This is a genomic window from Azospirillum sp. HJ39 (assembly GCF_041507355.1).
Lineage (GTDB): Bacteria > Pseudomonadota > Alphaproteobacteria > Azospirillales > Azospirillaceae > Azospirillum > Azospirillum thiophilum.
Window position 1 is genome coordinate 287,138 of sequence record NZ_CP167911.1, and the last position, 23,973, is coordinate 311,110.

The 23,973-nt window shown below is 70.8% G+C and carries 19 protein-coding genes; 6 read left to right on the forward strand and 13 right to left on the reverse strand.

The window, feature by feature from the left end; all coding sequences use genetic code 11:
- Positions 1-125 precede the first annotated feature (125 nt).
- Positions 126-677 (forward strand): class I SAM-dependent methyltransferase, encoded by a 552-nt coding sequence (locus ABMY26_RS14810; protein ID WP_372398018.1) that lies wholly within the window; start codon positions 126-128, stop codon positions 675-677.
- A gap of 5 nt (positions 678-682) precedes the next feature.
- Here ABMY26_RS14810 and ABMY26_RS14815 read toward each other — a convergent pair whose 3' ends face one another.
- Positions 683-1,267, reverse strand: a complete 585-nt coding sequence (locus ABMY26_RS14815; protein ID WP_372398019.1) for an RNA methyltransferase — start codon at positions 1,265-1,267, stop codon at positions 683-685.
- 93 nt (positions 1,268-1,360) lie between these two features.
- Here ABMY26_RS14815 and ABMY26_RS14820 point away from each other — a divergent pair, with 93 nt between their 5' ends.
- Positions 1,361-2,506 carry an asparaginase gene (locus ABMY26_RS14820; RefSeq protein WP_372398020.1) on the forward strand — a complete coding sequence of 382 codons (1,146 nt, stop codon included), beginning with the start codon at positions 1,361-1,363 and terminating at the stop codon, positions 2,504-2,506.
- 118 nt (positions 2,507-2,624) lie between these two features.
- On the forward strand, positions 2,625-3,863 hold the full coding sequence (locus ABMY26_RS14825; protein WP_372398021.1) for a class I SAM-dependent methyltransferase: 1,239 nt from the start codon (positions 2,625-2,627) through the stop codon (positions 3,861-3,863).
- Positions 3,864-3,931: 68 nt separating this feature from the next.
- On the opposite strand, the gene ABMY26_RS14830 is transcribed toward ABMY26_RS14825, so the two are convergent.
- The 4 genes from ABMY26_RS14830 to ABMY26_RS14845 form a co-directional block, all read right to left on the reverse strand.
- The gene (locus ABMY26_RS14830) at positions 3,932-5,314 is read right to left on the reverse strand and encodes an aspartate aminotransferase family protein (protein ID WP_372398022.1); all 1,383 of its coding nucleotides are present in this window, start codon (positions 5,312-5,314) and stop codon (positions 3,932-3,934) included.
- 255 nt (positions 5,315-5,569) lie between these two features.
- Positions 5,570-8,173: an ATP-dependent chaperone ClpB gene (gene clpB, locus ABMY26_RS14835; protein ID WP_372398023.1), complete on the reverse strand. Its 2,604-nt coding sequence runs from the start codon at positions 8,171-8,173 to the stop codon at positions 5,570-5,572.
- 185 nt (positions 8,174-8,358) lie between these two features.
- The gene (locus ABMY26_RS14840) at positions 8,359-10,638 is read right to left on the reverse strand and encodes a hypothetical protein (protein WP_372398024.1); all 2,280 of its coding nucleotides are present in this window, start codon (positions 10,636-10,638) and stop codon (positions 8,359-8,361) included.
- Entirely contained in the window at positions 10,625-11,521 is an 897-nt protein-coding gene (locus ABMY26_RS14845) for a hypothetical protein (protein ID WP_372398025.1), read from the reverse strand. The genes ABMY26_RS14840 and ABMY26_RS14845 overlap by 14 nt, the downstream gene beginning before the upstream one ends.
- Before the next feature lie 141 nt (positions 11,522-11,662).
- Here ABMY26_RS14845 and ABMY26_RS14850 point away from each other — a divergent pair, with 141 nt between their 5' ends.
- Positions 11,663-12,178 carry an NUDIX domain-containing protein gene (locus ABMY26_RS14850; protein WP_372398026.1) on the forward strand — a complete coding sequence of 172 codons (516 nt, stop codon included), beginning with the start codon at positions 11,663-11,665 and terminating at the stop codon, positions 12,176-12,178.
- A 111-nt stretch (positions 12,179-12,289) separates the two neighbouring features.
- Complete coding sequence (locus tag ABMY26_RS14855; RefSeq protein ID WP_372398027.1) at positions 12,290-13,054, forward strand: MOSC domain-containing protein; 765 nt, start codon at positions 12,290-12,292, stop codon at positions 13,052-13,054.
- Between the two features lie 39 nt (positions 13,055-13,093).
- On the opposite strand, the gene ABMY26_RS14860 is transcribed toward ABMY26_RS14855, so the two are convergent.
- A complete protein-coding gene (locus tag ABMY26_RS14860; protein ID WP_372398028.1) occupies positions 13,094-13,531 on the reverse strand; it encodes a DUF4167 domain-containing protein in 438 nt (145 codons plus the stop codon).
- A gap of 282 nt (positions 13,532-13,813) precedes the next feature.
- Positions 13,814-14,662 (reverse strand): peptide chain release factor N(5)-glutamine methyltransferase, encoded by an 849-nt coding sequence (gene prmC, locus ABMY26_RS14865; protein ID WP_372398029.1) that lies wholly within the window; start codon positions 14,660-14,662, stop codon positions 13,814-13,816.
- Positions 14,663-14,836: 174 nt separating this feature from the next.
- Between prmC and ABMY26_RS14870 the strand changes: the two genes are divergently transcribed.
- Positions 14,837-15,220, forward strand: coding sequence for an endonuclease domain-containing protein (locus ABMY26_RS14870; protein WP_372398030.1), 384 nt, complete (start codon positions 14,837-14,839; stop codon positions 15,218-15,220).
- 19 nt (positions 15,221-15,239) lie between these two features.
- Here ABMY26_RS14870 and prfA read toward each other — a convergent pair whose 3' ends face one another.
- From prfA to ABMY26_RS14900, 6 genes are all read right to left on the reverse strand, one after another.
- Positions 15,240-16,325: a peptide chain release factor 1 gene (prfA, locus tag ABMY26_RS14875; protein ID WP_045581463.1), complete on the reverse strand. Its 1,086-nt coding sequence runs from the start codon at positions 16,323-16,325 to the stop codon at positions 15,240-15,242.
- A complete protein-coding gene (hemA, locus tag ABMY26_RS14880; protein WP_372398031.1) occupies positions 16,300-17,634 on the reverse strand; it encodes a glutamyl-tRNA reductase in 1,335 nt (444 codons plus the stop codon). The genes prfA and hemA overlap by 26 nt, the downstream gene beginning before the upstream one ends.
- A gap of 37 nt (positions 17,635-17,671) precedes the next feature.
- Complete coding sequence (ispG, locus tag ABMY26_RS14885) at positions 17,672-18,844, reverse strand: flavodoxin-dependent (E)-4-hydroxy-3-methylbut-2-enyl-diphosphate synthase (protein ID WP_372398032.1); 1,173 nt, start codon at positions 18,842-18,844, stop codon at positions 17,672-17,674.
- A gap of 169 nt (positions 18,845-19,013) precedes the next feature.
- Positions 19,014-20,267, reverse strand: coding sequence for a helix-turn-helix domain-containing protein (locus ABMY26_RS14890; protein WP_372398033.1), 1,254 nt, complete (start codon positions 20,265-20,267; stop codon positions 19,014-19,016).
- A gap of 187 nt (positions 20,268-20,454) precedes the next feature.
- Complete coding sequence (gene ptsP, locus ABMY26_RS14895) at positions 20,455-22,788, reverse strand: phosphoenolpyruvate--protein phosphotransferase (RefSeq protein ID WP_372398034.1); 2,334 nt, start codon at positions 22,786-22,788, stop codon at positions 20,455-20,457.
- A gap of 2 nt (positions 22,789-22,790) precedes the next feature.
- Positions 22,791-23,930 carry an NAD(P)H-dependent flavin oxidoreductase gene (locus tag ABMY26_RS14900; RefSeq protein WP_372398035.1) on the reverse strand — a complete coding sequence of 380 codons (1,140 nt, stop codon included), beginning with the start codon at positions 23,928-23,930 and terminating at the stop codon, positions 22,791-22,793.
- Between the last annotated feature and the right edge of the window lie 43 nt (positions 23,931-23,973).

Below are 23,973 nucleotides of genomic sequence, written 5' to 3' on the forward strand. Positions count from 1 at the left end.
GGGGAACCACCTAATTCAGCACGGCGGGGCCGCGCCGTCAAACGCCGCAAGATCGCCGGTCGCGGCGACGCCTGTGATATCGTCCCCCGGCCGCCACCGGAAAGCCCCGAACGGGAAGCCCGACCATGCCGACTCCGCATCCCCTGTCGCCGCCCTCGCCCTGGGTGGAGCGATTCGCCCCGCTGGTCCGCGCCGGCGGCGGCGTGCTCGACCTCGCCTGCGGCGGCGGCCGGCATCTGCGGCTGTTCCGGTCGCGCGGCCATCCCGTCACCGGCATCGACCGCGACCTCGGCGGCGTCGCCGACCTGGAAGGGAGCGCGGGCGTCGCCCTGCTCGAGGCCGACCTGGAGGAGGGCGGGCCGCTGGACAGCCTGCCGGGCGGCGGCGGCTTCGCCGGGATCGTCGTCACCAACTACCTGCACCGGCCGCTCTTCCCCGCCATCCTGGCGGCGCTGGAGCCGGGCGGGCTGCTGATCTACGAAACCTTCGCCGACGGCAACGCCCGCTTCGGCCGGCCGTCCTCCCCCGATTTCCTGCTGCGGCCGGGCGAGCTGCTGGAGGCGGTGCGCGGCACCCTCCAGGTGGTGGCCTTCGAGCAGGGGGAGGTGGCGGTGCCCAAGCCGGCCGTGGTGCAGCGCCTCTGCGCCGTCGCCGGACAGGAGCCCCTGCGGATCTGAACCGCTTACTCGTCGCTGTCGTCTCCGGCCGGCTTCTGTTCGCCGCGGATGCGGCGGCGGCGCTCGGCCTTGCGCATGATCTGCTTGCCGTGCTTGTGCAGGGCCGGCGGCTCCAGCGGGCCGCCGGGACGGACCGGCCGCTCGGCGAAGCGGCCCATCGAGATCATCCGGTCATACATCACCAGCGCCCCGGCGACGCCGACATTGATGCAGAAGGACATCGGGATCTTCACCACATGGTCGCAGCGCGCCAGCAGGGCGGGCGACAGGCTGTCGCGCTCCGGACCCAGCACATAGGCGGCGCGCGACGGGTGGCGGAAGCTGGGAAGCTCGACCGCGTCGTCGGTCAGCTCGACCCCGACCAGCGCGCAGTCCTTGGGCAGGGTGAAGTCGGCGACCCGGTCATGGATGTAGAGCGGCAGGTGCAGCGTCGCGCCGGAGGTGTCGACCAGCTTCGTCTCGCGCAGGTCCGGTTCCGGATCGATGGCGAAGAAGAAGGAGGCGCCGAAGGCATGGGCGGTGCGCATCAGGTTGCCGACATTGCCGGGCTTGCTGATCCGCTCCACCCCGATTCCGAAATAACCGCGCATGAAGAACCCGCAACTTTGAAGGTGAGGATGAAGATCGTCGAATGACCGGGCGGGAGCTTGCCGCCGCCGCCCGTCCGAGGCAAGCTCGCCGCCATGAGCACAGACCATACCCATGACCATTCGTCCTGCGGCGGCGGTGGGGACCACCACCGTCACGGCGATGCCCACGGCCACTCCCACGGCCATTCCCATGCCCATGGGGCGGAAGGGCGCGCCGACCTGTCCGGCCCGGCGGAAAGCCCGATCACGGTGGAGGTGACGCGCGGCAGCCTGGTGGAATCGCTCCACCGCGCCCGCGCCTGCATCGTCGATGCCGGCGGCCATGTGCTGGCCAGCTGGGGCGACATCGACGCGCCGGTCTACCCGCGCTCCGCCATCAAGTCGCTGCAGGCGATCCCGCTGGTCGAAAGCGGCGCGCTCGACGCCTTCGGGCTGGGCGACGAGGAGCTGGCGCTGGCCTGCGCCTCCCACAACGGCGAGGCGCGGCATACGGAGCTGGTGCGCGCCTGGGCCGAGCGGGTCGGGCTGACGGCGGACGATTACGAATGCGGGGCGCAGATCCCCTACGATGCCGCCACCGCCGCGGATCTGGTCCGCCGCGGCGAGGCGCCGACCGTCTTCCACAACAATTGCTCCGGCAAGCACAGCGGCTTCCTGACCACGGCGAAGCACCGGCGCGAGCGGCTGAAGGGCTATGTCCGCTACGAGCATCCGGTGCAGCAGCGCATCCTCGGCGTGATGGAGCAGATGACCGGCCAGGACCTGTTCGGCGCGCCCTGGGGCGTCGACGGCTGTTCGATCCCGACCGTCGGCATCCCGCTGGGCGCCATCGCCTATGCCATGGCCCGCATCGCCGACCCGGTCGACCTGCCGGACGCGCGGGCGCAGGCCGTCACCCGCATCGCCGCTGCCTGGGGCCGGCATCCCTTCCTGATCGGCGGCAGCGGAACCTTCGACACCGCGCTGATGGAGGCGGCCGGCGGCGCCGTGCTGGTCAAGGCCGGGGCCGAGGGGGTCGGCTGCGCCGTGATCCCGGAACAGGGCATCGGCATCGCGCTGAAGATCGAGGACGGTGCCGCCCGTGCCCGCGAGGTGGCGCTGGCCGCCCTGATCCGCTCGACCGGGGCGCTGAGCGAGGCGCAGTGGGCGCGGGTGCCGGAGCTGCTGGCCGCGCCGCTGCTGAACCGCGCCGGCGCCAGGGTGGGCGAGGTGCGGCCGGCGGCGGGCTGGCCGGGCTGAGGCGCCGGCAGGACCGCCATCGGGCAAGTCCGCCATCGCATGGGTGCAGGCGGGACGGGCGCGGTGCTATGGTCGCCGCGCCCGTTCCTTATGAGCAGCCGACCGTGAGCAGCCGACCATGAGCATCGACGCCCTGCGCGCCCAGTACGAAGCCTATCCCTACCCGGCGCGCAACCCGGCCGACGAGGGCAAGCGCCTGATCAGCGGCTCGCCCAGCCATCTGGACGAGCTGGTCCAGCATGTCTTCGGCGGCCGGATCGACCATTCAAGGCCGCTGCGCGTGCTGGTGGCCGGCGGCGGCACGGGGGACGGCACCGTCATGCTGGCCCAGCAGATGGCCGATGCCGGCAATCCGGGGCGCATCGCCTATATCGACCTGTCCGACGCCAGCCGCGCCGTCGCCGAGGCGCGGGCCGGGGCGCGCGGGCTGACCAACATCGACTTCCACCGCGGGTCGCTGCTGGAGCTGGACGGGCTGGCGGCCGCGGCCGGGCCGTTCGACTACATCGACTGCTGCGGCGTGCTGCACCATCTGGACGACCCGGCGGCCGGCCTGCGCTCGCTGGCCGGCGCGCTGGCGCCCGGCGGCGGCATCGGCATCATGGTCTACGCCCCCTATGGCCGCACCGGCGTCTATCCGATGCAGGAGGCGCTGCGCGGCATGACCGAAGGCTTGCCGCCGGCCGAGAAGGTGGCGCTGGCCCGCCGGCTGATCCAGGCGCTGCCGCCGACCAACTGGCTGCTGAACAACCCGCACATCGGCGACCACCGGCTGGCCGACGCCAACCTCTACGACCTGCTGCTGCACAGCTGCGACCGGCCCTACAGCGTGCCGCAGCTGGCGGAGCTGGCGGAGAGCGCCGGCCTCGCCATCGCGACGCTGATCGACCCGCTGCGCTACGAGCCGTCGCTGTGGATCAAGGACGCCCGCGTCCTGAAGCGGCTGGAGGGGATGGGCCCGCTGGAGCGCGCCGCCTGGACCGAGCGCATCACCGGCGCCTTCACCAAGCACATCGCCTATCTGCTGCGCCCGGCCGATCTGGCGGGCGCCCGCATCGTGCCGGACGGGCCGGAGGTCGTGCCGGTGCTGCGCGACCTCGACGGGGCGGCGGTGGCGAAGAGCGTGCCGCCGGGCGGCAGCCTGGAATTCGACCTGATGGGCAGCGTGGTCGCCTTGCCGCTGCCCCGGCTGGCCGGCCCGATCCTGGCGCGGATCGACGGGAAGACCAGCCTCGGCACCCTGCACGCCGCCATCGAGCCGACGGCGAAGATCGGCTGGGACCAGTTCCTCGCCCAGTTCCGCCAGCTGTTCGACGCGCTGGGCGGGCTGGGCAAGATGCATCTGCGGCGGGGGTGAATCCCTTCCCCCCGCCCATCCCCCTCTCCCGTCCCGGGAGAGGGGATCTCAAGGGGGGAGAGGGGATACTAGCCGCGCAGCACCGGAACCGCGGCGTCGAGCGCCTTGGTCAGGCGGTCGAAGGTCTCGTGGACTTCCGCCTCGGTGATGACCAGCGGCGGGCACAGCGCGATGGAATCGCCCATGGCGCGGACGATCAGGCCGTTGTCCTGGGTCAGGCCATTGACCACCGCACCGGCGCGGCCGACCGGGTCGAACGGGGTCCTAGTCGCCTTGTCGGCCACCAGCTCCACCGCGCCGATCAGGCCGATGCCGCGGGCCTCGCCGACCAGCGGATGGTCGGCCAGCGCCTTCAGCCGGCCCTGGAAGGCCGGGGCGATCGAGCGGACATGGCCGACGATGTCGCGCTCCTCGTAGATCTTCAGCGTCTCCAGCGCCACCGCCGCCGCCACCGGATGGGCGGAGTAGGTGTAGCCGTGGCCGAAGGTGCCGATCTTCTTGCTCTCCTCGACGCAGGCGCGATAGACGGCGTCCGACACCATGACGGCGGAGATCGGCAGATAGCCGGACGACAGCTGCTTGGCGCAGGTCAGGATGTCCGGCTGCATGCCCATGGTCTGGCTGCCCCAGAAATTCCCGGTGCGGCCGAAACCGCAGATCACCTCGTCGGCGACCAGCAGGATGTCGTATTTCTTCAACACCGGCTGGATCTTGGCGAAGTAGGTCGCGGGCGGGACCACGACGCCGCCGGCGCCCATCACCGGCTCGGCGAACATGGCGGCGATGGTGTCCGGCCCCTCGGCCAGGATCAGCGCCTCCAGCTGCTCGGCAAGGCGGGTGGCGAAGGCCTCCTCGCTCTCGCCCTCATGGGCGTTGCGGTAATGGTGCGGGCAGTCGCCATGGATGATCCGGGCGATCGGCAGGTCGAAGTCGCGGTGGTTGTTGGGCAGGCCGGTCAGGCTGGCGGTCGCCACCGTCACGCCATGGTAGGCGCGCTGGCGCGAGAGGATCTTCTTCTTCTCGGGCCGGCCGAGCGCATTGCTGTAGTACCAGATCAGCTTGATCGCGGTGTCGTTGGCTTCCGACCCGGAATTGGCGAAGAACACCTTGGACATCGGCACCGGCGCCAGCCCGATCAGCTTCTCCGCCAGGTCGATGCCCGGCTCGTGCGACTTGTGGCCGAAGATGTGATAGCTGGACAGCTGCCGCATCTGCTTGGCCGCCGCCTGCACCAGCCGCTCCTCGCCCCAGCCGAGCGAGACGCACCACAGGCTGGCCATGCCCTCGATGTAGTCCTTGCCGCCATCGTCGAAGACATGCACGCCCTCGCCGCGCTCGATGATCAGCGGACCCTGCGTCTCATGGGCGTGCAGGTTGGTGTAGGGATGGAGGACGAAGGCCTTGTCGCGGCTGGCGGCGGAGTTGCCGACGGTGCTGCCCGGAGCGGTCATGGAGAGGGTCTTCCTGTTCGGTCTTGTCGGGTTCGCACCCCCCGGCCGCCCCTCGGGGTCCGCCGGGAGGTGTTCGATTTGTTAAACACCGAGGCCGATCATACGCACAGTTCGGCGGCCCGACAAACCCGTATCTAACTCATCAGAGCCATGCGCCGGTGGGCACCGTCCGCCCTCTTCCGCCGGAACGCAAAAGGCCCTCCCCCGCGGCGGGGGAGGGCCTTCCGGCGTCAAAGCCGTCCCGTCGGAGTCTTCTCAGCCCTTGCGGACCAGCCCGCCCACCGGCTGGCCGTCGATGGTCAGCGATCCGCCTTCCGCCCCGACCGTCACCGTCTGGCCGTCCTTGATCCGGCCCTCCAGGATCAGGGTCGCCATCGGGTTCTGCAGCTCGCGCTGGATCACCCGCTTCAGCGGGCGGGCGCCGTAGACCGGGTCGTAGCCGGCCTCCGCCAGCCATTGGGTCGCCGCCTCGTCCACCGTCAGCGCGATCTCGCGGTCGGCCAGCATCTTCGTCAGGCGGGCGAGCTGGATCCTGACGATGCCGCCCATGTGCCGGCGGTCGAGCCGGTGGAACAGCAGGATCTCGTCCAGCCGGTTGAGGAATTCCGGCCGGAAATGGGCGCGGACGGCCTCCATCACCTCCTCGCGGACGGCGCCGCTGTCCTCGCCTTCCGGCTGTTCGGCCAGCGCCTGCGAGCCGAGGTTGGAGGTCATGATGATGACGACGTTGCGGAAGTCGACCGTGCGGCCCTGGCCGTCGGTCAGCCGGCCGTCGTCCAGCACCTGGAGCAGCACGTTGAAGACGTCGGGATGCGCCTTCTCCACCTCGTCGAACAGGACGACCTGATAGGGCCGGCGGCGCACCGCCTCGGTCAGCGCCCCGCCCTCCTCATAGCCGACATAGCCTGGAGGCGCGCCGATCATGCGGGCGACCGAGTGCTTCTCCATATATTCCGACATGTCGAGCCGGACCATCGCCGTCTCGTCGTCGAACAGGAACTCGGCCAGCGCCTTGGTCAGCTCGGTCTTGCCGACGCCGGTCGGCCCCAGGAACAGGAAGGAGCCGATCGGGCGGTTCGGATCCTGCAAGCCGGCGCGCGCCCGGCGCACGGCGTTCGACACCGCGACGATGGCCTCGTCCTGGCCGATGACCCGGCCGCGCAGCTTGTCCTCCATCGCCAGCAGCTTCTCGCGCTCGCCGGCCAGCATCTTGTCGACCGGCACGCCGGTCCAGCGGCTGACCACCGCGGCGATGTCGCTGTCGCGCACCTCCTCGTTCAGCATGCGGCTGCTGGCATGCTCCTCGGCATCTTTCAGCGCCTTCTCCAGGCCGGGGATGACGCCGTAGGCCAGCTCGCCCGCCCGGCCCCAGTTGCCGTCGCGCTGCGCCGTCTCCAGCTCGGTGCGGGCCTTCTCCAGATCCTCCTTGATCTTCTGCGCGCCCTGGAGCTGGTCCTTCTCGGCCTGCCACTTGGCGGTCAGCTCGGCCGACTCCTGCTCCAGGTCGGACAGCTCGCGTTCCAGGGCGACCAGGCGGTCGCGCGACGCCTGGTCGGACTCGCGCTTCAGCGCCTCGCGCTCGATCTTCAGCTGGATGATGCGGCGGTCGAGCTCGTCGATGGCCTCCGGCTTGCTGTCCACCGCCATGCGCAGGCGGCTCGCCGCCTCGTCGATCAGGTCGATGGCCTTGTCGGGCAGGAAGCGGTCGGTGATGTAGCGGTTGGACAGGGTCGCGGCCGAGACGATGGCGCTGTCGGTGATGCGCACGCCGTGGTGGACCTCGTAGCGCTCCTTCAGGCCGCGCAGGATCGAGATGGTGTCCTCCACCGTCGGCTCCGACACGAAGACCGGCTGGAAGCGCCGGGCCAGCGCCGCGTCCTTCTCGATGTATTTGCGGAACTCGTCCAGCGTGGTGGCGCCGACGCAATGCAGCTCGCCGCGCGCCAGGGCGGGCTTGAGCATGTTGGAGGCGTCCATCGCGCCGTCGGACTTGCCGGCGCCGACCAGCGTGTGCAGCTCGTCGATGAAGACGACGATCTCGCCGGCCGCGGCCTGGATTTCCGACAGGACGGCCTTCAGCCGCTCCTCGAACTCGCCGCGGTACTTGGCGCCCGCGACCATGGCCGAGAGGTCGAGCGACAGCAGCCGCTTGTTCTTCAGCCCTTCCGGCACGTCGCCCTTGACGATGCGCTGGGCCAGCCCCTCGACGATGGCGGTCTTGCCGACGCCGGGCTCGCCGATCAGCACGGGGTTGTTCTTGGTGCGCCGCGCCAGCACCTGGATGGTGCGGCGGATCTCCTCGTCGCGGCCGATCACGGGGTCGAGCTTGCCGTCGCGCGCCGCGGCGGTCAGGTCGCGGGCGTATTTCTTCAGCGCGTCATAGCCCTGCTCGGCGCTGGCGCTGTCGGCGGTGCGGCCCTTGCGGATGTCGTTGATCGCGGTGTTGAGAGCCTGCGGCGTCAGGCCGGCGGACTTGAGCGCGCGTGCCGACGGGCTGCCGTCGGCCATGGCGAGCGCCAGCAGGATGCGCTCGGCGGTGACGAAGCTGTCGCCGGCCTTTTCGGACACCTTCTCCGCCTGTTCGAACACGCGCGAGAGTTCGGGCGTCAGGTAGAGCTGGCCGGCGCCGCTGCCCTCGACCTTCGGCAGCTTGTCCAGCTCGGCGTCGACCGCCGACAGCGCCGCCTGCGGGTCGCCGCCCGCCGCCCGGATCAGGTTGGCGGCGAGGCCCTCCTTGTCGTCCAGCAGGGTCTTCAGCAGATGTTCCGGCGTCAGGCGCTGGTGCCCCCGGCGCACGGCCAGGGTCTGCGCCGCCTGCACGAATCCGCGGCTGCGCTCGGTGTATTTCTCGAAATCCATGATGCTTCCCCCATCTCCGCCGACCGTCCGCGAGGCAGCCCGGTCAACCAGATCCACATGACAGTGCGATCCTCAAGGATGCTGCCGGAGATGTAGGCAGGGCGTGAGGCCATGCAAGACCATCGGGCAAGAGCGATGGACAAGACCATCGGCGCGGAAAGGCTATCGGAGCGGAAAGGCCGGACTCACGCGACCAGCGGGACCGCCTCCTGCGTCGCTGCGAACGCCGCCTCGGACAGCAGGGGGGCCAGTTCCTCCGCGTGCGCGCCCAGCGTGTCGGCAAGCGGACGGGCGGAATCCCTCATCCAGTCCGTCAGGCGGTGCCAGACGAACAGGGCCATCGGATCGGATTTGAGATCGTTCTCGCCATGGTCGGCGAGCCAGTCGGCGACCGCGTGGATGTCCTGCGCATCGCCGGTGCCGGATTGCCAGCGGGCCAGCCGCGTCACCGCCGCCCGCCGGGGGAAATCGTCCAACAGGGCGGCCATCGCCTCGCGGTCCGCCAACCGGCGGGCAAGATCGAGGCGGAAGCCGTAGTCATGGGGAAAGGCGGCGCCCAGCGGCGCCCAGCGCGCCGCCCGGTCCTCGGCCGCCGCCCGGTCCTGCCGCAGCGACAGCAGCGCGGCTCCGGCATGATCGGGGCGCCGCTCCAGCATGGCGGACAGGTCGGCCGCCGCCGCCGCCCGCAGCCGGATACGCTCGGCCTCGGCCAGAGGCGCCAGGGCCGGGCCGAGACGGAAGCCGATCCGCATCACCCGCCCGTCATCGCCGGCCTGCTCGGCCGCGTCGTCGGCCGCCACCGCCCCGCGAAGGGGGGCCGCGGTTTCGTGCTCGGGAAACGGATCCTCGCCCCGACGGGCACGGGCCAGGGCGGCGGCCAAGGCGTTGGCACTCTTGCGATCCAGCCGCGCAACGTCGGGGATCGCCCGCTCCGCGTCGTCGGGCCGGCCCCGCCGGATCAACAGACGGACGAGAGCATCGCGGCTCACCACGTTGTCGGGGAAGCGCGCCATCGTCGCGCGATACAGCGCCTCCGCTTCCGCCTCCCGTCCCGTCCGCCCCAGCAAGTCCGCCAGCGCGGCGCGGCTCACCACGTTGTCGGGGAAGCGCGCCATCGTCGCGCGGTACAGCGCTTCCGCCTCGCCCTCCCGGCCCGTCCGTCCCAGCAAGTCCGCCAGCGCATCGCGGCTCACCACGTCGTCGGGGAAGCGCGCCATCGTCGCGCGGTACAGCGCCTCCGCCTCGCCCTCCCGTCCCGTCCGTCCCAGCAATTCCGCCAGCGCGGCGCGGCTCACATCGTTGTCGGGGAAACGGCGGATGCAGTCCCACAGCAGAAGTTCGGCCAGATCATCCTGGCCGAGCGCCAGCAGCGCCTTGCTCCACAGGGTCCAGCCAAAGGGGTTTTCCGGTTCCCAGCGGACCGCGATGTGCGCCAGACGGAGCGTCAGGTCGGGCGCCTCCGCCAACACGCGGTCGCCGATGTTGCAGGCGGTGCGCACCACGAAATGGGATATGCCGGTCGCTTCGGCGTACTGCAACCGATGCGCGATCAGCCGTTCGATGTCGGGCCGCAGCTTTTCGACCGGCTCCACGCCGATCCGATTCAGAACATCGTGCACCTCGTTCAGAGGCGGCGTTTGCAGCGCTCGTCCTCCCCCGCCCGTCTTCGGCAGCGTCAGCCCCTCGCGCCACCAGTCGGCGAAGGGTTCCTGGTGGCCTTTCAGCAATGGCGGGACATGCTCCGCCCAGAAGGCAGGACCGCGCGGGTACAGGGCACGGAAGGCCAGCCACTGGCGGCGGAAGCGTCCGGCGTCCTGGGCGCCCAGCAGCGCCCCCCAGCGGGCCAGACCGGCCAGCGCGGCGTCGAGCGCCGCCGGCTCCTCCCCGTCGTCCGGCAGGCGGCGCAGACCGAGCAGAGCGGTGGCGATGTCGCTCTTGCCGAACCCGCGGCGGGAGCGGTCCCGCCCGGCCTCGTCGCACAGCCGATACCAGCGCGACAGGAAACGGCGGTCGGTCTGGTTGCGGGCCAGCACGGTCCAGAACTCGCCCAGCGGGTCGCGCGCGCCATTCAGCCGCAAGGGGCGCAGCCAGACCAGATAGTCGAAATAATGCGCGGCCAGCCGCCGTGCCGTTCCACCCAGTTCGAGCCGGTAGACGAGATGCAGCGCGTCCGACAGCTCCTGCACGTAGCGGTCGATGCCGTACGCCACCCGGAAGGCCGGCTTGTCCAGGCGCCGGGCATCGATCCAGGCGCCGACGCTGCGGTCGAGCAGGCCGCGCAGCGGATCGCGCTCCGCCAGCCCGCCGAACAGCAGGGCCAGCGCCTCGCGCGGTTCGCCGCGGCTGTAGGGAAAGGGCACCGCGACGCCGCGAATCACCGCGTCGAAGCTCTCGGCCGGGGCCGCTTCGAAGTCCGCCAGCCAGGGATGGTCCGGGCGGGGCGCCGTGGTGTCAATCGACGACATGCGCGGGGATGTCCTGTCCGAAATCGTGACGGCCGCTGTGATAGCGTAGGCAAAAAAGATGTTCGTTGCGCCGGGCTTTCAAGGAGTAGCCCGCTATCGTCGCTCCGCTTGGCCGGGCCTGCCGGATCGCCCCCAGCCGGTCGATGTGGCTGACACGATAATCTATACGCTGATGCAGGATCTCGGCAACGTGCCGTGCGCATCCGCTGTCCGATTGCAGGTCGAGCGTCCGGCCGAACGGCAATTCCCCCGGCGCCGGAAAGAAGCAGTCGTTGAGCGGCCCGTCCAGCACGGTCGGGCGGGCGAACGGCGCGGCCGACGGATCGACGGCGTGACGGCGGACGAAGGACACCGGATAGCGCATCAGCAGCACCGTGATCGGCCTGCCGCCCGCCGGATCATGGTGCCCCAGCCCCCAGCGGTCGCGCAAGCGGTCGGCCCAGTCCGTGGCCGCCAGTTCGCCGCCCACCTCGTCGGCGAAGCCGGCGAAGATCGGGCGGTTGTCGCGCGCGCCGTTCCAATCCTCGACGAAATCCTCCAACGCCTCACGCGCCTCTTCGACCTCGTAAGGCGGTGCGGCGGCGATGCCCTTGGCGACTTCCCACCAGCGCTGGAAGTCGGCGCGAGCGATCCCCTTCCTCGCCAGCCTCCAATCGATCTCTTCCAGACGGATGATCGTCTGGTTGTCCTCGACCGCGTCCAGATGCGCCGGGGCGTTGACCGGCGCAAAGGTTTCCGGCAACGCCATGCCGGACCGGTTGATCCATGCGCCGACATAGGCCCGGTGGTGTTCGCCCCATTCCGGCGTCAAGGCCGGATGCGCGCCGTAGGCCGAAAGGCGGGCGGGGGAGATCCGCTCCTCGAAGGCCAGATTGTCGGCCATAGCATGAAAGTCCGTCTTGCCGCTGGCGCGGAATTTCTCGATAGCGGAGTCGATGTCGAACATGGGAAGCGGCGGCCACATCGCGAAAGGGGCAACCCAACCGTCATGACACAGGAAACCTCAGCCCTACAACCGGAAAGATTGAAAAGCTCGGGCGGCTCGCTCAGCCCCGGCGGCCCGTTCGTCGGTCGCCTGCTGCGGCTCGCCTGGCATCTGCGCGGGGCCTGGCACCGGCTGGCGCGGCCGCTGACCATGGGGGTGCGGGCGATTGTCGTCGACCGGTCCGACCCGGCCGGACCGCGCGTCCTGCTGATCCGGCACAGCTATGTCGATGGCTGGCACCTGCCGGGCGGCGGCGTCGGGCGGGGGGAGACGCTGGCCGACGCGGCGATGCGCGAACTGCGGGAGGAGGCCGGGCTGGTCGCCGACCGTCCCGCCCAGCCGCTGGGCATCTATGCCCGCTTCCGCAACGGCGCCAGCGACCATGTGGCGGTCTTCGTCATGCCCGGCTGGCACGGGACCGTGAAGCCCGACGGGGTGGAGATCCTGGAGGCGCGCTTCTTCCCGCTCGACCGGCTGCCGGCAGGGCTGTCGCCGGCCACCGGGCGGCGGCTGGAGGAATTTCTCGGGCGGCGCCCCATCGCCGAACGCTGGTAGCGGCACCAGATCGATCGGCGGAGCGGAGCCTGCCTTTCCGAAGCCGCAGCGTGAAAAACAGGCACCGCATCGGTTGACAGGGATGCTCCGCCCCTCTCATTGTGCAGTGCAATGGAAACCACACTCGCCGCCATCCGCCGCTATCCCGTCAAGGGCATGAGCGGCCAGGACCTTCCCGCCACCGATCTGACCGCGGGGCAGGCCATCCCGCTCGACCGCCGCTACGGGCTGCTGCACGGCCCGGCCGCGCTGGATGCCGAGACGGAGGGCTGGCGCCTGCCGTCGGACTTCTTCACGCTCGACCGCAGCGAGAGGCTGGCGGCCCTGCAGACCGAGTTCGACGAGGAGACGCGGGCGCTGGTGGTGCGGCGCGGCGGCCGGCAGGTGTCGCGCGGACGGCTCGACCAGCCGATGGGGCGCACACTGCTGGAGCAGTTCTTCGCCGCCTATCTGGCCGGGATCGTCCCCGGCATGCCCCGGCTGGTCGAGGCGAGGCATGGCGCCTTCGGCGATTGCGAGGAGCCGTCGGTGACCCTGCTGAATCTCGCCAGCCTGCGCGACGTGGAGGAGCGGATCGCCAAGCAGCCGGTCGACCCGCGCCGCCTGCGCGCCAACCTGCTGCTGGACGGCGTCGACCCGTGGGCGGAACGCGGCTGGATCGGCCGCAAGCTGAGTGTGGGCGGTGCGGTGCTGGAGGTGGTTGAGGCGCTGGACTGCACGCCCGGCAACGATGTCAACCCGGACAGCGGCGTCGCCGACCTCAGCCTGCCGACGATCATGGACCGCGGCTATGGCCACAGCCAGATCCTGCTGCGCGCCCGTGTCACCGGCGGCGGCCGGATCGCGGTGGGCGACCCGGTCACGCCGTTGGACTGACCCCGTTGGACTGACCGGCGGAGCGGCGGGGGTCCGAACTCAGGCGTTGACGGCCGCCCGTTCCTCGCCGTCGGTCTCGTCCTCGGACTCGTCGTCGTCGCCGGACAGCGACGAGCCTTGCGGCTGGTGGCCGTGGCCGTTGACCGGCAGGCCGCCGCGCTGGCGGTTTTCCGATTCCTGGATCTGGTTGATGATGCGGAGGTAATGTTCCGCATGCTGCAGGTAGTTTTCCGCCTGCACCCGGTCGCCGGACGACATCGCATCGCGGGCCAGCGCCTGATACTTTTCCTGCACCTGCCACGCGTTGCCGCGGATGCGGACGTCGGGGCCGTTGCTGTCGAAGGTCTGGTGACGCAGCGGAACGTTCTGGCGCCGGCCGGCACCGCCGCCCCCACCGCCACCGCCGCCGCCACTGCTCCCGCCGCCGCTGCTGCTGCCACGACCACGCGAACGCCTGGAGTTCGGTCCCTGTCTCATTCGGCTCTTAAGGCCCCATGCAAGAGAAGCGCAACCCCCGGAACGCTCCGGCGGCCATCCGGCCAACCGGCCCGGCCACCGAGCCTGCCATGGACGGTTTCCATGGGTCGCTCACGGGGTTCAAACGACGCGTCCGCAACGCGTGCGGCGGGCCATGGCGGTCAGCGCTCGGCAGAAAACCATCCGAGAATCATGCTCCGCAGGCCGTAGGTTCGCGGTCGTGTACCGCACACTACCCGGCAAAGCCCGCCGATCCAACCGTTTTTTTGGCCGGCCGCCGGCTTAGAGGCCGTTTCGTGCCCGGACACAGCGTTTTATCCCCCCCAGGTCACACAGGATCGCGGTTTCCGCCAGACCCTGCGCCTCGACCAGCGCCGCCACCTGCTCCGCCTGTCCCTGCCCGACCTCGAAGGCGGCCAGCCCGCCGGGGACCAGCAGGCGCGGCAGTTCGGCGGCGATGATGCGGTAGGGCTCCAGCCCGTCCGGCCCGCCGTCCAGCGCGCGGAGCGGGTCGTGGTCCCGCACCTCCGGCTCCAGCGCGGCGATGTCGGCGCTGGGGATGTAGGGGGGATTCGAGACGACGATGTCGAACCGGTCGGCGATGCCGTTGGCCCAGTCGCCGGTCTGGAAGCGGGCGCGCCCGGCCAGCCCATTGCGGGCGGCGTTGCCGGCCGCCGCCTCGACCGCCAGCGGGCTGAGATCGACGCCGATACCGTGGGCGTTCGGCAGTTCCGACAGCAGCGCCAGCAGGATGCAGCCCGTTCCGGTGCCGAGGTCGAGCAGGCGCAGCGCCGCCTTCCGGTCGGGAATGGCGGCCAGCACCGCCTCGACCACCGTCTCGGTGTCGGGCCGCGGCTCCAGCGTGTCGGGGTTGAGGGCGAGGTCGATGGTCCAGAACTCGCGATGGCCGAGGATGCGCCCCACCGGTTCCCGCGCGGCGCGGCGCTCGACCAGCGCCAGCGCGCGGGCGGCGTCGTCGTCCGGGATCGGTTGTTCCGCCTTCGTAATGAAGTCGGTGCGGGTGAGGGTCAGCGCATGTTCCAGCAGATAGCGGGCGTCGAGCTCCGGCGTGTCGATGCCGGCCTCGCGCAGCCGCGCCTCGGCCTGTGCGCGCAGGGTGCGGAGAGTCATGGATGCGACCATTCTTCATCTTCCTCAACCACACATATGTGGTCAAACTTGCGCTAGATCCCCTCTCCCGCGAAGCTCTCGCACAAAGCTGTGCTTTGTGCTGACGCGACAGGCGGACCGTAGGTCCGCTGAGAGCGGGGGAGGGTTAGGGAGGGGGCGAACGTCGACAAACCAATGCCACGTGCCAAGAAAACCGCGCTCACCCAAGCCCGCGGCATGCGCCGCATTCCCACCGATGCCGAACGCAAACTCTGGAGCCTGTTGCGCCGCCGCCAGATCGGCGGGTGGTACTTCCGGCGCCAGCATCCCATTCCGCCCTATATCGCCGATTTCGCATGCATCGAAGCGAAGCTGGTCGTCGAAGCGGATGGCGGACAGCACGCGGAGTCCCTGTACGATGCCGCACGCGATCGGCGGATGATGGGTGCCGGCTGGCGAGTGCTGCGATTTTGGAACACCGATGTGCTGAACAATCCCGACGGAGTGGCGCGCATGATCTGGGAAGTGCTCGGCCCCCTCCCCGACCCTCCCCCGCCTTTGGCGGGAGAGGGAGATTGAAGCGTCCAAATATGGAGGCTCACGCCAGTTCGGCCAGCCTTGCCGCCTCGTCCTCGGACACCAGCGCGTCGATCAGTTCGTCCAGCGCCTCGCCCGCCATCACCTTGTCGATCTTGTAGAGCGTCAAGTTGATGCGGTGGTCGGTGACGCGGCCCTGCGGGAAATTGTAGGTGCGGATGCGTTCCGAGCGGTCGCCGCTGCCGACCTGGTTCTTGCGGTCGGCGGCGCGGACCGCGTCCTTCTCGGCACGCTCGCGGTCGTACAGCCGGGCGCGCAGCACCTTCAGCGCCTTGGCCTTGTTCTTGTGCTGCGACTTCTCGTCCTGCTGGCTCACCACCAGCCCCGTCGGCAGGTGGGTGATGCGCACCGCGCTGTCGGTGGTGTTGACCGACTGGCCGCCCGGCCCGGACGAGCGGAAGACGTCGATGCGCAGATCCTTCTCGTCGATGTGGATGTCGACCTCCTCCGCCTCGGGCAGAACGGCGACGGTGGCGGCCGAGGTGTGGATGCGCCCCTGCGCCTCGGTCGCCGGCACGCGCTGGACACGGTGGACGCCGGATTCGAACTTCAGCCGGGCGAAGACGCCGCGGCCGGTGATGTTGGCGGTCGCCTCCTTGTAGCCGCCGATGCCGGTCTCGCTGACGTCCATCGCCTCGAACCGCCAGCCATGCAGCCCGGCATAGCGCCGGTACATCTCGAACAGCTCGGCGGCGAACAGCGCCGCCTCGTCGCCGCCGGTGCCGGCGCGTACCTCCAGGATGGCGTTCTTCTCGTCCGCCTCGTCCTTGGGCAGCAGCGAGATCTGCACCTTGCGCTCCAGTTCCGGGATGCGCTTGGTCAGGTCGCGGAACTCCTCCTCGGCCATCGCCTTCATCTCGGCGTCGGCGGCGGGATCCCCCATCATGTCCGCGATCATCCCGGCGAGGTCGGCCGCCTCGGCCCGGCCCTTCTTCAGCTCGGCGATGGCCCCGGCGATCGGGGTGAGGTCGGCATATTCCTTGGACAGCCGGGCGAAGGCGCCCGAGTCGGCAAGGCCGGCCGCAAGCGTGTCGCGCAGCTCGTCATACCGGGCCATCACCTTATCGAACTTCTCGTCCAGGCTCACGTCGCTCGTCCTTATCCCGTTCACTCAGTTCCAGGCCGGTGCCGCCGGTGGGCCTGTCCAGGCCGAACAGGCGGAACATCAGCCGTTCGGCCGCGGCCCGCTCGGCCAGCCCCTCGCCGCTGCGGTCGGCGGCAAGCGCCCGCAGCGCCTCCGACGGGGCGTGCAGCAGCCGGTTGACCAGCAGCCGCGTCGCCGACGCCGCGTCGAGATCGCCATGCCCGGCCAGCAACCGCCGCCGCTCCGTCTCGAAATGGCTGCGCAGCGCCGCCACCGCCGGCACCGCCGCCCGTTCGGCGCGGTCGCGGGCGAAGGCGCCGACCGCCTCGTCCACGATCATCCAGGCCGCCTGGGTCGCCGCCTCGCGCCCGACGCGGCCCTGCAGCGCCACCCGCTCCAGATCGGCCAGATCGTAGACGAAGGCGCCGTCCATGCCGGCCACATCCGGATCGACGTCGGACGGGATGGCGGCATCGACCACGAAGACCGGCCGGCGGCGGCGGCGCTTCAGCACCGCCTCCATCATCGGAGCCGTCAGGATATAGCGCCCCAGCCCGGCCGCGGTCACCAGGATATCGGCGCCGGTCATCGCCGCTTCCAGGTCGGCCCAGGGGGCAAAATGCCCGTTCAGCCGCCGCGCCGCCGCCTCCGCCCGCCGGTCGACCGGCGCCGCGACCGTCAGCCGCGGCAGCCCGGCCTCGCGCAGGCCCTCCAGCACCAGGGCGCCCATGTCGCCCATGCCGACCAGCAGGGCGCCGCAGCGCCCGAGGTCGCCGTGCAGGTCGCGCGCCACCTGGATGGCGGCGGCGGCCAGCGAGGTCGCCCCTTCGGCGATCGGCGTCTCGCTGCGCACCCGCTTGGCGGCGGCATAGGCGGCCTGCAGCACCGCCTCCAGTTCCGGCCCGGTCAGCCCGGCGGCGGCGGCGCTGCGGTGGGCGGCCTTGACCTGGCCCAGGATGTGCGGCTCGCCGACGATCTGGCTGTCGAGCGAGCAGGCGACCGCGAACAGGTGGCGCACCGCGTCGATCCCGGTGCGGGTGTAGAGCTGCGGCGCCAGGTCGGCGGTCGCCAGCCCGGCCCGCTCGGCCATCGCCTCGGCAACCGCCAGCGCCGCTTCGTTCGGGCGCTCATGGACCGCCTGCACCTCGACCCGGTCGCAGGTGCTGAGCCACATCGCCTGACCCACGCCGGCGGCGCGCAGCCGGTCCAGCATGCCCGCGACCTCCGCCTCGTCGGTGGACAGGCGGTCGCGGACGACTCCGGAACAGGTCCGGTGGCTGGCGCCGATGACGAGGTAGGAGGTGGTGGTCACGCCGCTGGTCGCTGTTCCTGCCCAATTCCGGTGCAGCTTACTCCGCGGCCGGCGCCACGTCTCGCTCGCTCTCCCGCGCGCTCTCCGCCGCCGCCTCGGCTTCGGCAGCCGCCTTCGCCGCCTCGATCTCGGCGGCCTTCTTCTCGACCAGCCCGACCAGATGCTGGACGATGTCCTGGTCCTTCAGCCGGTGGTCGGTGACGCCCGACAGATAGACCTGATGGGTGTTGTTGCCGCCGCCGGTCAGGCCGATGTCGGTCTCCCGCGCCTCGCCGGGGCCGTTCACCACGCAGCCGATCACCGACAGGGTCAGCGGCGTGGTGATGTGGGACAGCTTCTGCTCCAGCAGCTCGACCGTCTTGATGACGTTGAAGTTCTGGCGGGCGCAGCTGGGGCAGGAGATCACGGTGACGCCGCGGCGGCGCAGCCCCAGCGACTTCAGGATGTCGTAGCCGACCAGGACCTCTTCCGCCGGGTCGGCCGACAGCGAGACGCGCAGCGTGTCGCCGATGCCCGACCACAGCAGCATGCCAAGCCCGATGGAGGATTTCACCGTGCCGGCGCGCAGGCCGCCCGCCTCGGTGATGCCGATGTGCAGCGGGTAGTCGCAGGCGTCGGCCAGCCCCTGGTAGGCGGCAACGGCCAGGAAGGCGTCTGACGCCTTCACCGAGATCTTGAACTCGCGGAAATCGTTGTCTTCCAGGATCTTGGCGTGGGTCAGCGCGCTCTCGACCATGGCCTCCGGGCAGGGCTCGCCGTATTTCTCCAGCAGATCCTGCTCCAGCGAGCCGGCATTGACGCCGATGCGCATCGAGCAGCCATGGTCCTTGGCCGCCTTCACCACCTCGCGCACCCGCTCGGCCGAGCCGATGTTGCCGGGATTGATGCGCAGGCAGGCCGCGCCGCTCTCCGCCGCCTCGATGGCGCGCTTGTAGTGGAAATGGATGTCGGCGACGACCGGCACCTTGACCTGACGCACGATGTCCTTCAGCGCCAGCGCCGACTCGCGGTCGGGGCAGGAGACGCGGACGATGTCCACCCCGACCCGCTCGGCCGCCTGGATCTGCTCGACCGTCGCCTTCACGTCGGTGGTCGGCGTGTTGGTCATGGTCTGGACCGAGATCGGCGCATCGCCGCCGACGAGCACGTTGCCGACGCGGATTTGGCGCGATTTGCGGCGAAGGATCTGGCGATAGGCGCGCACGGACATGTCGGGAAGCCTCAAGACAGCGGAACGGTGCCGGACTCGGCGCATCCTAGCGCAGCCGGCCCCAGGCCAGAAGTGCGGACGGCCGGCCGGGATTCAAGTCGTCCGGGGGATGCGGATCGGAGGGGCGCCGCCATTGCATGGCTGGCGCCTTTCCCGGATCGCGCCCCGCCTAGCGGCGGACCACGCCGTGGGAATCGATGCCGACGTCGCGCAGCACCTGCCCGACGGACCCCAGCGGCGGGCTTTCCCCGCCCTCGGCCATCACCACGATGCCGCCGGCATTGCCGGTGCGGATCTTCACGTTCGGCTTGTCGGGCACACGGAAGGTGTCGCCCGGCTTCAGCACCCGGGTGAAGACGATCTCGTTGCCGTCGCGGACCTGCAGCCAGCTTTCCTGCGTCGCCTTCAGGATCAGCTTCGCGTTGGTGTTGAGCGTGCCGTAGACCTTGCCGTTGGCCGGCCCCGCCGCCGCCGCCGTGGCCGCCGGAGCGGCCGGAGCCGCCGGCGGGGCGGTCGCGGCGCTCAGCGGGGTCGGATCCTGCGGGGACGCGTCCTCGTCGTCCTCGGCCGGCGGGGGCGGGACGTTGATAATCCCCGCGACGGTCCCCGGCGCGGCGGCCGGCGGCACGGCAGCCGAAGGGGCGTTGGCGGGCGGCACGGCCGCGGGGGGGATGGGGGACGGAGTGGCGGCGACCTGCGGCGGCTTGCCGGTCGCGGCGTTGGGCGCCGCCGCCGGCTGGGGCGGCTTGGCCAGGGTGGTCGAGGTTGCCGGAGCGGTCGAAGCCGGGGCGGGGCTCGCCGGGGCAGGGGAGGCGGCCGGCGGACCGGAAGCCGGCGAACCGGAAAGCGGCGGAGTGGGCGCGGTGGAGGCGATCACGGGCGCCGGTTCGGCTCCCGGCTGGACCGCACCGGTTTGGTCTGCCGTCTGGCCCGCCGGCTTGGCCGGCACGCCGTCGAGCAGCGAGACCAGCCGGTCCGGCAGCGTCGGCACCAGATCGGCGACCGAGCGGTCGGTGGCCGACAGATAGTACCAGCCGCCATAGACCATACCGGCCAGCACCAGCGTGCCCAGCAGCAGCGTTCCGCCCGAAGCGCGCCCTTCGGCGGCCGGGGTCGGCAGGTAGAGCTCCTGGCGGCGGACTGTGCCGGCGGCCTCCTCCTTGTAGCGGGCGGCGATGGCGTCCGGATCGAGCCCGAGGCATTCCGCGTAGGAGCGCAGGAAGCCGATGGCATAGGTGCTGCCCGGCAGCTCGTCGAACCGCCCTTCCTCGATGGCCAGCAGATACGGGTAGCGGATGCGCAGCATCGCCGCGACGTCGCGCAGGTCGTACCCGTGCGCCATGCGCGTCGTGCGCAGGGTATCGGAGACGGAGGGGCCGGGCGGGGCCGGATCGAAATCGTCGAAAAGCTTGCGCTTGGCCATGGGCTCGCCATCTGCTCGCAACTTGCGCATACGCCGAAAGGTCGTGCGCGCCTGGGGCATCCGCACGGATGCGGCAAGCGGAATGGGTACGACATGCCGCCCCTGCGGTGCAACCGCAATGACCGCGGGGCAGGGGATGCGGGGCGTGACAAGTGGGCGGAGGGCGCGGGGGAGGGGGATGCCCTCCTCAGATGATGACGCCGTGGTCCTTGGCGAAGCTTCTCAGCTTGTCGCGCAGGCTGTGGTCGGCGCCGGTGTAGAGCCCGCTCATGTATTGCCGCAGCGCCCCGACATCCATCGAGCGCAGCATGGTCTTCACCGGCCCGACCGACGGCGGCGACATCGACAGGGTGCGGAAGCCGACGCCGATCAGCGCCATCGCGTCGAGCGGCCGCCCGGCCATCTCGCCGCAGATGCTGAGCGATACCTTGTGCCTGGCGCACTCGTCCACCAGCCGGCGCAGCACGCACAGCATCGACGGCGACAGCGGGTCGTAGCGGGTCGAGGTGCGCGGGTTGCCGCGGTCGGCGGCGAACAGATACTGGGTCAGGTCGTTGGAGCCGACCGACAGGAAGTCCAGCCGCGGCAGCAGCGCCGGCAGTTGCCACAACAGCGACGGCACCTCCAGCATGGTGCCGACGCGCAGGCCGCTGGGCGGGGCGATGCCCTGGACGGCCAGCCGCTTCAGCTCCAGATCCAGCAGGCGGCGGGCGGCGACGAACTCGGCCACCTCGGCGATCATCGGGAACATCACCGACAGCGGCCGGCCGGCGGCGGCCAGCAGCAGCGCCCGCAGCTGCTGGCGCAGCAGCGACGGGTGGTCCAGCCCGATGCGGACGGCCCGCCAGCCCAGCGCCGGGTTCTCCTCCTCGCCGCCGGTCATGTAGGGCAGCATCTTGTCGCCGCCGACATCCAGCGTGCGGAAGATGACCGGCCGGTCGCCGACCTCGTCCATGATGCGGGAATAGAGGTCGGTCTGCGCCTTCACGTCGGGGTAGGAGGCGCGGACCATGAAGGGGATCTCGGTGCGGTAGAGCCCGACCCCCTCGGCGCCGCTGGCGGTCAGGTGCGGCAGGTCGATCAGCAGGCCGCAGTTCAGCTGGATGGAGATCGGCACCCCGTCGCGCGTCACCGACGGGAACTTGCGGATCTCCGCGTACATCTGCTCCTTGCGGTGCTGCAGCGCCACCGCTTCGGCGAAGGTCATCTGGATGTCTTCGGCCGGGCGGATGAAGACCTGGCCGTGGTCGCCGTCGACGATCAGCTGGTCGAGCGGCTCGATCCGGTTCATCGCGTCGGCGGCCTGCACCACCGGGATGTTCAGCGCGCGGGCGACGATGCAGACATGGCTGGCCGGCGATCCCTCCTCCAGCAGCAGGCCGCGCAGACGGGAGCGGTCGTAGTCCAGCAGCTCCGCCGGCCCCATCGAGCGGGCGACCAGGATCATGTCGTCGGGCAGGGTGCCGGCATCGGCGCCGTTGGTCTTGCCGGCCAGATGTTGCAGCAACCGGTTGGTCAGATCCTCCAGATCCATCAGCCGTTCCCGGATGTAGGGATCGGTCAGGTGGCTCATGCGGGCGCGGGTGTCGTTCTGCACCTGCTGCACCGCGGCCTCCGCGGTCAGGCCGACGCGGATCGCCTCGCGGATGCGCGACAGCCAGCCGCGGTCCTCGGCGAACATCCGGTAGGTTTCCAGGATGTCGCGCGGCTCGCTGAGGCCGGCCAGCGACGCCGCCTCCAGCAGGTCGTCGATGGCGCTGTGCATGGTCGACAGCGCCGCGTTGAAGCGCTCCAGCTCGGCGTCGGCATCCTCCGCCACCATCTGGCGGACGGTCAGCTGCGGCCGGTGGATGACGGCGAGGCCAATGGCCAGCCCGGCGCTCATCGCCGTGCCCGACAGGCGGGCCGGCAGCAGCACGGGATCGCCGGTGGTGGTGACCTCCACCGGGTTGACCAGCTCGCTCTGGGCCACCAGCTCGGCGACGACCATGGCGATGGTCTGGAGGGTTTCGACCTCCTCCTCGACATAGCGGCGGCGGTCCTTGTGCTGGATCACCAGCACGCCGCGCACCTTGCTGCCGCGCAGGATCGGCACGCCGGCCAGCGACTGGAACGGATCCTCGCCGGTTTCCGGCCGGTAGGCGAAGCTGGGGTGCGACGGCGCGTTGTCCATCGCCACCGGGCGGGCATGGCCGGCGATGTAGCCGACGATGCCCTCGCCCACCCGGAGGCGGGTGTTGTGGACCGCGGTCTTGTTCAGGCCCTCGGTGGAGAACAGCTCCAGCACCTCGCCGGCGCGCATGATGTAGCAGGAGCAGACGTCCGCCTTCATCTCCGCCGCGATCAGGGTGACGATCTTGTCCAGCCGTTCCTGACCCGACCCCGACCCGGCCATGATGTCGCGCAGCCGCGCGAGCAGCCGGCGCGACGAGGTGCCGTCGAACCGGTGGTGCCCCCCATCCCCGGCTCCCCCATCCCCGGCTCCCGTGTCGCCGGCTCCCGTGTCGAGGGTGTCGGTCATCGCTACAGCGCTCCCACCGGCGGCTCCGTCATCGTCCCTGCCTTCGCTTCGAACGATGCCTCATCGGCCGCCCGCCGCACCAGCGCCGATTCGGCCTGGGCGATCAATTCGGCGATGATGTCGGCCACCGGCTGCTCGCGGGTGACCAGCCCGACGCTCTGCCCGGCCATCAGCGAGCCGTTCTCGACGTCGCCCTCGATGACCGCGCGGCGCAGCGCGCCGGACCAGAAATGCTCGATCTCCAGCATGCCCTCGTCGCGGCTCATGGCGCCGGAATCGACCTTGCCGATGACCTCGCGCTGGAATTCCATGAAGCGCTTGGACGCCTCGTTCGCGAGCGCGCGCACCGGGATGACCGGAAAGCGCGGGTCGATCTGGACCGAAGGCTGGGCGTCGCGGGCCGAGGCCCGGATGAAGGCCTGCTTGAAATTGGGATGCGCCACGCTCTCGGTGGCGCAGACGAAGCGGGTGCCGACCTGGACGCCGGATGCCCCCAGCTCCAGGCAGGAGAGGATCGCCTCGCCCCGGCCGATGCCGCCGGCGAGGAACACCGGCACGTCGCGCAGCTCGGGCAGGATCTCCTGCGCCAGGACGGTGGTGGAAACCGGGCCGATGTGGCCGCCGGCCTCCGTCCCCTCGATCACCAGCGCGTCGGCGCCCTGCTTGACCAGCCGCCGGCCGGCGCCCAGCGTGGGGGCGAAGGCCATCGCCTTGGCGCCGCCGTCCTTGATGCGGCGCAGGGTGGCGCCCGTCGGCAGGCCGCCGGCGATCACCACATGGCCGACCGCCTGCTCGCGGCAGACGTCGAGCAGCTGGTCCAGCGCCGGATGCATGTTGATCAGGTTGACGCCGAACGGCCTGGCCGTCAGCGCCCGCGTGCCGGCGATCTCGCGCGCCAGCTGGTCCGGGGCCATCGAGCCGCAGGCCAGCACGCCGAAGCCGCCGGCGTTGGAGATGGCGGAAACCAGATGCCGTTCCGACACCCAGCTCATGGCGCCGCCCATCACGGCGGTGCGGGTGCCGAGGAACGCCCGTCCCCGCTGCCAGAGCCGGTCGAGCCGGGCCCGGGCCGCGGAGGCCGCCCCGGTGGCTGTCCCCAGGGGCGACTCCGTGACCGCCGCATATGATATGGCGTCGGTCATGGCCGGCCCTTCCCTGCTGTCGCCGTCCCCGGCACCGGGGCCT